Annotated in this window: 6 protein-coding genes; all 6 read right to left on the bottom strand. The window is 42.1% G+C overall.

Features of this window, described 5'->3' with window-relative positions:
• Positions 1-88 precede the first annotated feature (88 nt).
• The gene (locus H6G08_RS34515) at positions 89-3,046 is read right to left on the bottom strand and encodes a peptidase domain-containing ABC transporter (protein ID WP_190551451.1); all 2,958 of its coding nucleotides are present in this window, start codon (positions 3,044-3,046) and stop codon (positions 89-91) included.
• Between the two features lie 56 nt (positions 3,047-3,102).
• The gene (locus tag H6G08_RS34510; RefSeq protein ID WP_190551450.1) at positions 3,103-3,969 is read right to left on the bottom strand and encodes a calcium-binding protein; all 867 of its coding nucleotides are present in this window, start codon (positions 3,967-3,969) and stop codon (positions 3,103-3,105) included.
• 149 nt (positions 3,970-4,118) lie between these two features.
• Positions 4,119-5,687: a pentapeptide repeat-containing protein gene (locus tag H6G08_RS34505; RefSeq protein WP_190551448.1), complete on the bottom strand. Its 1,569-nt coding sequence runs from the start codon at positions 5,685-5,687 to the stop codon at positions 4,119-4,121.
• 113 nt (positions 5,688-5,800) lie between these two features.
• Complete coding sequence (locus H6G08_RS34500) at positions 5,801-8,425, bottom strand: pentapeptide repeat-containing protein (RefSeq protein WP_190551446.1); 2,625 nt, start codon at positions 8,423-8,425, stop codon at positions 5,801-5,803.
• A gap of 91 nt (positions 8,426-8,516) precedes the next feature.
• Positions 8,517-9,944 (bottom strand): pentapeptide repeat-containing protein, encoded by a 1,428-nt coding sequence (locus tag H6G08_RS34495; protein ID WP_190551444.1) that lies wholly within the window; start codon positions 9,942-9,944, stop codon positions 8,517-8,519.
• Between the two features lie 141 nt (positions 9,945-10,085).
• Positions 10,086-11,186 carry a calcium-binding protein gene (locus tag H6G08_RS34490; RefSeq protein ID WP_190551442.1) on the bottom strand — a complete coding sequence of 367 codons (1,101 nt, stop codon included), beginning with the start codon at positions 11,184-11,186 and terminating at the stop codon, positions 10,086-10,088.
• Between the last annotated feature and the right edge of the window lie 53 nt (positions 11,187-11,239).

Raw genomic sequence — 11,239 nt, 5'->3', positions numbered from 1 at the left:
AAAATATGTTTCTAAGTTGCCAAGACCGAGTCACTGAGGGCTAAAGCCCTTAAACCGTTTTCATCCCTTGCCTAAAGGCGAAGGGTTTTCAACGGGTGTTTTTATAATAATAGCCTTTTAATGCCATTAATTCTTCATGCTTGCCTTGTTCTATCACTTTACCGCTATCCATAACTATGATCGTATCTGCATGAGAGATAGTATTCAGGCGGTGAGTGATACAAAATACTGTGCTTCCCTGAAATGCTTGGGCTAAATTTAAACAAACTTGACGTTCTGTTAAGTAATCTAAAGCGCTGGTAGCTTCGTCTAAAACGAGTAATTTTGGCTTTTCTAAAACTGAACGCGCGATCGCAATTCTTTGTCTTTGTCCCCCAGAAAGCGCTGAACCCCGTTCGCCTACTTTGGTATTATAACCGTTAGGCAGGTTCATAATAAATTCGTGGGCGGCGGCGATTTTCGCAGCTGCAATAATTTCTTCGGTGCTGGCTTCGGGATTTGTTAAAGCAATATTTTCTTGCACTGTACCGTCAAATAATAAGGTATCTTGAGGTACTACAGCAATCTGTCCGCGCAAAGAATATAATTCGACTTTGGCTATATCATATCCATCTATTAAAATTCTGCCGGATTCTGGCTCGTACAATCGCAGCAGTAATTTCATCATTGTACTTTTCCCGGAACCACTTTGACCGACAATCCCAATAAATTGTCCGGGAGCTAAATCTACACTCACATTGCAAAGTTGTAACGCTCTCCCGGCGTTAAACCTAAAGAAAACATTTTCATATTTGACTGCGCCTCTGATTGGCGGTAAAGTCATTTTTCCAGAGTCTTTTTCCGCTTCTTGGGGTGTATCGACAATATCGCTCAGACGTTCTAAAGATAAAGCAGTTTCTTGGAAATTCTGCCAAAGTTGGGTGAGGCGTAATATGGGACTTGTGACGTAATTAGAGAGAATTCTAAAGGCAATTAATTCGCCTAAAGTTAACTCTCCTTGCAATACTAAATAAGCACCATACCATAAAATTAATAAGCTACTTAGTTGATTGAGAAAATGACTGGTAGAACTGGACAAAGTGGAAGTAACAACTTTTTTGAATCCTGAGGCGATATAACGCGCATAACGTTCTTGCCAAGAAAAACGAGCTTGTAATTCAATATTTTGGGCTTTGACAGTTTGCATTCCTGACATCACTTCAACCAAATAAGATTGAGCGACAGCGTTAAGTTCGGCTTTTTCTCTTAACTGTTTTCTAATAGTGGGCGCAGCCAGAGTAGTAATAATAATAAATATGGGAATAGTGGATAAACCGACTAAAGTAAGTTTCCAGCTATAAATCGCCATGACGATGATATAAATCACCGAAAATATAGCATCTAACCCCACAGTTAAAACTGTCCCCGTGAGGAAAGAGCGAATATTTTCTAATTCGTTAATCCGCGTGGCTAATTCTCCCACCGGTCGGCGTTCAAAATACTGTAAGGGTAGCCGCAGTAAGTGGTCAATAATTTTGGCTCCTAACCCTAGATCAATGCGGTTAGTAGTATCTACAAATAAATAGGTACGCAGGGTAGAAATTACCGCTTCAAATAGGGCGGCTACTAATAAAAATATCCCTAAAATATGTAAAGTTTCAAAACCCGTATTACTAACGATTTGGTCAATAATAATTTGAATAATTAAAGGGTTGGCTAGTGCTGCTAACTGGACAAATAAGGAAGCAATAAATACTTCTAAAAGTACATAACGATAGCGGGAGATATAAGGTAAAAACCACTGTAACCCAAAGCGTTTTTGGGGTGTGATTTTGGTAAGAGAAAGTAACAATACTCGGATTTTGCGATCGCTATCTTCTGTTTGTAATTGCGCCAGCAGTTCAGCAGGTTTAAGTTTGAGTATCCCTTTGGATGGTACAGCAATTACTATGAGGCGATCGCTTGCTTCATAAACTACACCATAACTATCGCCATAGTGAATCATCGCCGGGGTAGGAATGCGGCTGATTTGCTCACAAGGCATATCTCCTAATTGCGCTTTCAGTCCGATTAACTCCGCTAAGGTTGCACAAACCTGAAAGGGGATTATACCCTGGCGTTGCATCTGCTCGGTTAAGATCCGGTTAATTACCTCGCGCCGAAACGGCATGTGCAGATATTGACAGAGCATTTGAAAACAGGCGATCGCGGAATTTAACTGCCCTTTACCTTTAAAATAGGGATAGTTCTTGTTTGTACTTTTCTCTTCAGCCTTGACAAGAGGGCTTTGTGGTTGTGCTAATTCTTCAATAGGTGCATAAGGAATTTCTACTTTGTTGGTAATATCTGCATCAGGATTATTTGCTAATAAATCTGACTTGCGCACCCCCAGCAACCGCGCCGGATTTGTTCCCTCAACTTCAATGGTGTCTGTTTGGCGGTAAAATTCCAGAGGCGAACCACGATCAAAGTTCTTGACAGTTCCCCCACCACTAACAAACCAAATTCTTTCTTGATCGAGTTGATTAACTGCTGTGGTTCCCGGAGAGAGATAATCTATTTTGGCATGAGCTAAAACTTGCAGTGCCAGATGTTTGAGATTAATATCGCTGAAAGTGGACAAATTAGGCTCTAAGCCAAGGATATGATAAACTTCTGCTAAATTACATTGATATTGGCGTGATTTAGCGAAATCTGGGTAATTAGCCAATATACGGAAATATTCATGAGCATCTAATGTTAAACATTGAACTTCAGTAGATGCGATCGCTAATTCACAAGCCACTTCTCGCAGTAAACTAATCTCACCCAGAATGTCTCCTGGTTGTAGTAACTTTAAGGGAATGGGCATTTGTGTTTTCGGTTCATAGGCTAATAGGCGAACCGTTCCTTGATAAATAATTGACAATTGCTGGGGTATGCTTTTTTGGTCAATAATTTTGTGTCCCAGTGAATATAATTGTGGTTTGAGTTTTGAGGCTAAATTAACCAGTACTTCACTAGGTAACTGATTAAAACCCTCAATTGTTATGAGAAAATCTTGAAAAGGGCTTTGAATATATTTCATGTTAAATTAATTAAAAACTCTCCCCCATAAACCCGCCCCTATAAAAAACTGACAACTTATAAAGCTGTTAAACTTACTTTTTGCCCAATCAAACTGATAAATGCACTGCCAAAGTGTTGAATTTCTAAAAAGTTTGCTTGTTCTGGTACAGATTTATAAACATGAAATGTCTTCATAATGCCCAAAGTTGCCGCACTTTCTAAAGGGCTAATAAAACTGGTATCGCGGTCAAGAAAATAAGGTTGATTAGCCCAATATTCCATTTGATTAGCATTCAAAAAGTAACAGCCAGAATGGGGATTAAGGGAACGGCGAAATTGGATCGGCATACCCATAATTTTACCGTAAATTTGCTGATTTTCATGTATATTTTGGAATTTTGCAGTTATTCCAGGTAATAAGTCACCATCAATATAAGCTTTACAGGTTAAATTATGGGTAGCGACTTCGTAGCGATTTGGCTGGAGTAAATTAAGATTACCTGCTTGCTGAGTAAACCAGTTTAATTTAATAAAAAACCAAGGATCGTGCAAAATTAAATCATCTTCTAAAAAACAGTAGTAATCATATTTTCCAAGAGAATCACGCAAGATTGCTTGACACTCAAAACCTAATAACATGGGTTCTACTTGCGTAGCATGGTTGTGATAAAAGTGAGATGGCAAAGCTAGGTGATTTAGGAGATGATGACCTTGGGTAGTACAAATTACAATATCTAAATTGTCAGCTTGGGCTTGATTTGCTGGTAAAGCCACTCGCTGTCCAACATTGATGATGCTTTGCGATTTACCAAATAGCTGATGTAAAGCTGCAAGACTTTGAGTTAATGCGATCAATCGCGGTCGGGGGTCTTTCCTTTGAGAGGCGTGCTTACCCTGACCATGAGGATTAAAAAAGTGGGCTATAGTAAACAGAATCCGCATGCTTATTTCAATATTTTGTCATTAATTATATTAGTTTTAGTCCACCAAATTAATCATTAGGGTTTACAGATAACTTACAGATCCCCAGCTTAAAAAAAGTTGGGGATCTAAAGTTTTGCTAGCTATGATTCACACAAAATCACAGAAAATTAAAAGATAAAGTCACTCGCATCTACATTAGTAGCGGTGAAGTTTGCCAAGGTGATATTATTACCACTGCCAAACACCGCCCCAGAAATCAGCGTATTTACCCCATTTTGAGTTACCGTCAAAGAGCCAAAGCTGGTTGCAAATGCTGTGAGGTCAATTGTATCGATTCCATTAGTGAAACCGTTAATGCGATCGCTTCCAAAGCCTGATGCAAAAATAAACGTATCAGTTCCATCACCACCAGTGAGGGTATCAGCACCGCTACCACCAATAAGGGTGTCAGCACCCAAACCGCCATCAAGAGAATCGTCACCAGCACCACCAACTAGGGTATCAGCACCACCACCACCAATGAGAGTGTCTACGCCGATACCACCGTCGAGAAAATCATCCCCATTTTGAGCGTTGATTCTGTCATTACCCTGATTGCCGAAGATATTATCGTTGGAGCTGGTGCCGTTGATGTTATTGTTAGCAGCAGTACCTACTATTAGACCAATAGCATTGGTTGCAGTTGCACCTGTCAGATCTGCACCCCAGAAAACAGCATTAGTAAAATTGCCGTTAGACAAGTTAGCGTTATTCAGCTTGGCATCGGTAAAATTGGCATCAATGGCTAGTACAGATCTGAGATTTGCGCCTGTAAAAATGGCTGCGGTGAAATCGCCAGTAGATAAATTAGCATTTCTCAAATTGGCATTAGTGAAATTTGCATTTACAGCAGCACCATTGATGAAAGCACCTTCGGCGTTGGCTTGGGTGAAGTTGGCTTGATTCAAAGTGCTGTCATTAAATCTGGCTCCAGTGAGGTTTGTTACCGTTACAGTCCCATTAGCAGCAATATAAGGACTAAAATTAGCTCCAGTGAAATTGGCATCATCTGCAACAAAATTACTTAAATCCGCACCACGAAAGCTACTATTACTCGCTGTCTCCGGATCTAAAGGATTGCTATCACTCAGAGTTAGCCCGCTCAAATTAGCCAAGTCAAATGTAGAATTTTCCAGGGAAATATCAGTGAAGTTTGATAATCGAAAATCAGCGCCAGTAGCGTTGACATTGGCTAAGACAATGTTTTCGATATTTGCTTCTTGAAAATTAGTATTGACTAAAGTCGCACCTGTAAAGTCAGCAGCTTTGAGATTTGCCAAAGACAAATCAGCACCGGTCAAGTTTGCCCCCGTGAAATTAGGACGCTCTGACTGTTCGCCACTGAGATTGGCTTCTCGCAGAATGGCGTTAGTCAAATTGGCGTTAGACAAGTCAATATTTTTTGTGTTGACAAGTGACAGATCTGCACCACTTAAATTTGCACCACTGAAATTGACATTTTCTAATGTTGCGCTAACAAAAGTTGTAGGTGTAGGGAAGCTAGCATTAGGCGCAAAAATAGCATTGGCGGCGTTGACATTCAGCCAAACCGATTCTGTAAAGTCTGTAGATCTCAGTTGTGTGCCAACAAATTGAACATCCGTGAGGCTGGTTTTAAAAAATGTCGAGCCATTCAAATCTTGACCGCTAAAGTTATCTCCTATTAGGATGTCTTCGTTAAAATCTAAAGCTGGCATGATGCAATCCCTCTATAGATAAGTTTTTGATTAGTCAAACTTTGGCGAACAGTGGTTGTATCGCAGTACAATCAACCACTGTTCCTGACTCTGCCGAGTGAGAAGTTATGAGATTATGAGAACAAGAAGGTAGTGCCGGCTGAATCAATAATGTTGGTGTTAATATTTGCTGCCGTAAAATTAGTTCCTACCAAGGTGAGTAATATCTCGCCTGTACCAAAACCAGCATTTCCGGCAATGCCATCACCAAGTCTAATTTGGGTATTAGTAGCAGTAGCATTAGTAACTACACGCACATCAATTGCAGTAATGCCACTAAAGGAAAGGAAGTCTCCGCCTGTTCCTATTGTGAAACCATTTACCCGGTCAGTTCCATCACCCAAAGCATAGCGAATGGTATCGCTACCTAAACCACCGGTGAGAATGTCATTACCAACACCACCAATCAAAACATCAATACCATCAGCGCCAGTCAGGATATCGTCACCAGCCCCACCGATGAGGGTATCAGCACCAATACCACCGTTCAGGTTATCATCCCCTTCACCACCATCCAGGCTATCGGTACCACCTGCGCCTAATAAGGTATCAGCACCGCCATTACCCAAGACTGTATCGTTACCTAAGCCACCGTTGAGATTGTTATTGCTTTCGTTACCCGTAATACTGTTAGCAAGCTCATTACCAGTACCGTTGAGAGATGTGCCAGATAGTACCAGGTTTTCTAAATTAGCACCTAAGGTATAGTCAACACCAGATTGTACAGTATCTATACCTTCATCCAAATTTTCGGTGATGGTGTCTCCAGTGCTATCGATGATGTATGTATCGTTACCCAAACCACCTAATAAACTGTCACTACCCGCACCGCCATCTAGGATATTATCAGCACTGTTGCCTGTGATGGTATTGTTAAGTTCATTACCAGTACCGTTGATTGCAGTATCGATTAATATGAGGTTTTCTAGATTGCTACCCAAGGTATAGTTAACGCTAGATTGGACAGCATCTATACCTGCGCTGGCGTTTTCTGTAACTGTATCCCCAGCACTATCGATGATGTATGTATCGTCGCCTAAACCCCCTGCCAAGCTGTCATCACCAGCACCACCATTGAGGGTATTATTGCCATCATTACCGATAAGGCTATTGTTAAGTGCATTACCAGTACCGCTTTGAGCCGTAGCAATCAATATCAGGTTTTCTACGTTGCCACTTAAGGTATAACTAGCAGCACTAGATTGGACAGTATCTATACCTGCATTGACGTTTTCTGTGATGGTGTCTGCTGTGCTATTGACTAGATAAATGTCGTCACCGGCACCGCCAATCATGCCATCATTGCCTAATCCGCCGTCAAGGTAATCATTACCGCCACCACCGATGAGGTTATCAACAGCAGCGCCACCAATTAAAGAATCATTACCGCCACCACCATTGAGTTCATCGCTACCAGCACCACCAACCAAGGTGTCAGCGCCGCCTTCACCATTAAGGATGTCATTTCCTATGCCACCATCAAGGTAATCGTTACCAGTACCACCACTGAGGATATCATTACCACCATTGCCAAAAATATTATCGCCGTCGATGGTGCCGATGATAGTGTTGTCAGTCTCATCTCCAATATATAGACCAATGGCATCAACTGCGATCGCGCCTGTTAAATCAGCCCCCACAAAAGTGGCATTGCTAAAATTAGTTTTTGACAGATCGGCATTAGTCAAATTAGCATTGGTGAAATTGGTACCAATTGCGATCGCATCAGTAGTCTGTACCCCAGTCAGGTTAGCACCCGTGAAAATGGCACTGGAGAAATCGCCTTTTGAGAAGTCAGCGTTAGTTAAGTTTGCATTGGTGAAATTTGCGCCAATAGCAGTACCACTGATCAACAAGCCTTCTGCATCGGCTTGGGTGAAGTTTGCACCATCTAAATTACCACCACCAAAGCTTGCGCCAGTCAGGTTTGTAACTGTCACAGTACCATTGGCATTCACAAAGGGGCTAAAATCAGAGCCACTAAAATTAATATCTTCTGCTAATAAACTACTCAGATTTGCACCGCGAAAACTAGCATTAGTAGCCGTTGCTGGATCGAGGGGGTTAGTATCAGTCAAAGCAACGCCACTCAAATTAGCCAAGTCAAAGATCGCATTTTGTAGGGTTGCATCTGTGAAGTTTGCTAATTGAAAATCAGCACCCCTAGCGTTGATATTGACAAATACGACATTTTCGATATTAGCTTCTAAAAAGCTAGCATCAACTAAAGTCGATCCGGTAAAGTCAGCAGCTTTGAGATTAGCCTTAAAAAAATCAGCGCGGGTAAAGTTCGCCCCTGTCAGATTGGGTGGCTCGGACTGTTCGCCATTGATATTAGCTTCTCGCAGAATGGCATCAGTTAGGTTAGCACCTGATAGATTGAGGTTGAATGTGTTGATCAGCGACATATCAGCCTGTCTGAGATCTGCGCCGCTGAGATTGACATTCTCTAATGTTGCTAAGGAAAAATTAGCGGGGCCCCAAGTAGCATTTGGGGCAAAGATTGCTAACCGCGCATTCACACCAATCCAAGTAGACTCAGCAAAGTTGGTACCTCTGAGTTGTGTACGAGTACCTGCATTATTGGGGTCGAACCGAACATTTTCCAGCCTAGCTTTGAAAAAAGTGGAACCATTGAGATTTTGACCTCTAAAGCTATTTCCGACTAAGTTTTGTTCTGCAAAATTTAAAACAGCCATGATGCAATCCCTCAAAGAAATTTAGAAGTTCTGAATTAGTCAAATAGCTGTTGCAAGAAAGCACAACAGCAAAAAATTGGCTTAAAGAAAGTTAGAAGATAAAATCGCTAGCATCTACATTTGTGGCGTTAAAGTTTGCCAGCGTAATCGTATTACCAGTACCAAATACTGAACTAGAAATCACTGTATTTGTAGAACTTTGAGTTACAGTCAAACTTCCGAAGCTGGTTGCAAAGGCTGTGAGGTCAATTTTGTCTGCATTATTGCCGAAACCGATAATGCGATCGCTTCCAAAACCTGAGGTAAAAATAAACACGTCGTTACCAGCACCACCGTTGAGGGTATCCACACCAGCACCACCAACGAGAGTATCAGCACCACCCCCACCAATCAGGCTATCACTACCAATACCGCCATCTAGGTAATCTCTACCAGCGCCACCATCGATGGTGTCATTCCCCCCATTGCCAAAAATATTGTCATTGATCGCCGCACCTGTTAACAGATCAATGGTTCCGTTTAAGGTATCATCAAGCTCAGTACCTACCAAAAGGGCGATCGCATCCACAGCGATCGCACCTGTGAGATTTGCACCTCTGAAGTTAGCATTGGTAAAATCACCTTTTGACAGATCGGCATTAGTCAAATTAGCATTGGTAAAATTTGCCCCAACCGCAGAACCGTTTATTAAAACACCTTCTGCATTGGCTTGGGTGAAGTTAGCGCCACTAACATCGGTATCATCAAATCTGGTTCCAGTTAGGTTGGTAACCGTACTACCAAAGTTACTAAAATTAGCACCATTCAGATTAGCATCATCTATTAGCGCACCACTTAAATCTGCACCACGAAAGCTCATATTACCTGTTTGACCTTCTTCAAGGGGTGCATCACTCAAAGAAATACCACTTAAATTAGCAAGGTCAAAAATAGAGTTTTGCAGTGTCACATCAGTGAAATTTGTTAACTGGAAATCTGCACCTGTCGCATTGACATTAACTAAAAGAGTCGCCTCCAAAATTGCTCCTTGGAGGTTAGCATTTGTCAAATTAGCACCTGTAAAGTCAGCTGCTTTTAAATTTGCTAAAGATAGATCGGCGTTAGTAAAGTTAGCACCAGTCAAGTTGGGACGCTCCGATTGTTCCCCACTCAGATTTGCTTCGCTTAAGTAAGCACCAGTCAAATCAGCATTCGACAGGTTAATACCTGATGTGTCGATTTTAAATAGATTTGCCTGTCTTAAATTCGCACCACTGAGATTGACATTCTGCAATGTTGCTAGAGAAAAATCAGCCGGGACAAAGGTAGCATTCGGTGCAAAAATAGCACTACGAGCATCAACATTTAACCAAAAAGATTCAGCAAAGTTTGTGCCTCTGAGTTGTGTACGAGTACCCGCATTATTGGGATCAAACCGAACATTTTCGAGTCTAGCTTTGAAAAAAGTAGACCCATTGAGGTTTTGACCTCGGAAGCTATTTCCTACTAAGTTTTGTCCTTCAAAGTTTAAAGCTGGCATATTACAATCTCTCGCAAAAATATTTAAGTTGTGAATTAGTCAAAAAAAGTAGATAAAACCGGAAATAAAAACCTGGAATCTTGAACGTAGTTATTGCAACAAGCTAGAAAGTTAGAGCAAAACTTTCTAGCTTGATTCTGATTAGGGATCTAAAGGCTCCGGAGCTTCTATAAAACCGCTAATAAAATCTGCTCCTGTTAATTGTCCAGCAGTAATCCCAGCGACAACCCCCAGCACTTCACCAGTTCCAGTAACTTCAATCCGACTACTAGCTGTAGCAACACCACCAATATTTAGATTGATGTTACTGATTGTCAGATCGTTAAAACTCACTTCCTCAAGTAAGAAGAAATCAATTCCATCCTCAAAATCTCTAATGTAGTCACCAATAGGCGCAGGTTCAGTTGGTTCTGGAAGCTCACCTGGCTCAGGGGGTTCTGGTGTCTCTGGTGCAAATCCTGAGTAATACAATGCAAATACATCACTACCAGTTCCACCGGTTAGGGTGTCGCGTTGGGTTTGTCCTGCTTCTGGATCTTCTCCACCAAAGAGAGTGTCATTACCGTCACCACCTAACACCCGATCCACACCAGCGCCACCGTCAAGGTAGTCATCGCCAACACCACCATTGAGGTAGTCATCACCAGCAAGGCTTTCTGCTGCACTTTCATCGCCGAAGATGATGTCATTACCACCGCCACCTACGATAGAGTCAGCGCCTTCTCCACCATCTAGGTAGTCATCCCCAGCAGCACCATTGAGAGTATCGGTGCTACCGCCACCATAAAGGCTGTCATTGCCTTGTCCACCAAACAGGCTGTCGTTTCCACCTGCAACTTCGCCTTTTTCGTCATCGCCATATAGCAAATCGTCGGTGGTGCTACCTACTAGAGTATCTGTGCCAGCACCGCCAAACAAGGTATCCTCGAAGCCGCCATATAGCCAGTCGCTACCAGCACCCCCATCTATAAAGTCTTTGCCATCGAAGATATTGGTAGCACTTGTGCCACCGTAGAGCGTGTCATTCCCGCCTTCACCATACAAGGTGTCCTCACCTGCATCGCCATATAGTATATCGGCACCAGCACCACCATACAGAGTGTCTTTATCGCCGCCACCGCGAAGCAGGTCATTACCGCCTAACCCGTAAAGGGTGTCATCACCAGCGTTACCGTTGAGGGTGTCGGCATCAGTTGTTCCTCTTAGGGTATCCGCGTTTGCTGTGCCATTTCTTACTGCCATAATTTCCCTTGTTTGCTGAATGTCTTTGTTAACGAATTAGTTTTGCTGAATGT

This window comes from Calothrix anomala FACHB-343 (genome assembly GCF_014696435.1).
Classification (GTDB): Bacteria; Cyanobacteriota; Cyanobacteriia; order Cyanobacteriales; family Nostocaceae; genus Aulosira; species Aulosira anomala_A.
This window is presented reverse-complemented; position numbering and strand designations above follow the sequence as displayed.

Coding starts and splice junctions, on each gene's coding strand:
- H6G08_RS34500 (WP_190551446.1), bottom strand. CDS start 8,425: ATGGCTGTTTTAAATTTTGCAGAACAAAACTTAGTCGGAAATAGCTTT.
- H6G08_RS34495 (WP_190551444.1), bottom strand. CDS start 9,944: ATGCCAGCTTTAAACTTTGAAGGACAAAACTTAGTAGGAAATAGCTTC.
- H6G08_RS34490 (WP_190551442.1), bottom strand. CDS start 11,186: ATGGCAGTAAGAAATGGCACAGCAAACGCGGATACCCTAAGAGGAACA.
- H6G08_RS34505 (WP_190551448.1), bottom strand. CDS start 5,687: ATGCCAGCTTTAGATTTTAACGAAGACATCCTAATAGGAGATAACTTT.
- H6G08_RS34510 (WP_190551450.1), bottom strand. CDS start 3,969: ATGCGGATTCTGTTTACTATAGCCCACTTTTTTAATCCTCATGGTCAG.
- H6G08_RS34515 (WP_190551451.1), bottom strand. CDS start 3,046: ATGAAATATATTCAAAGCCCTTTTCAAGATTTTCTCATAACAATTGAG.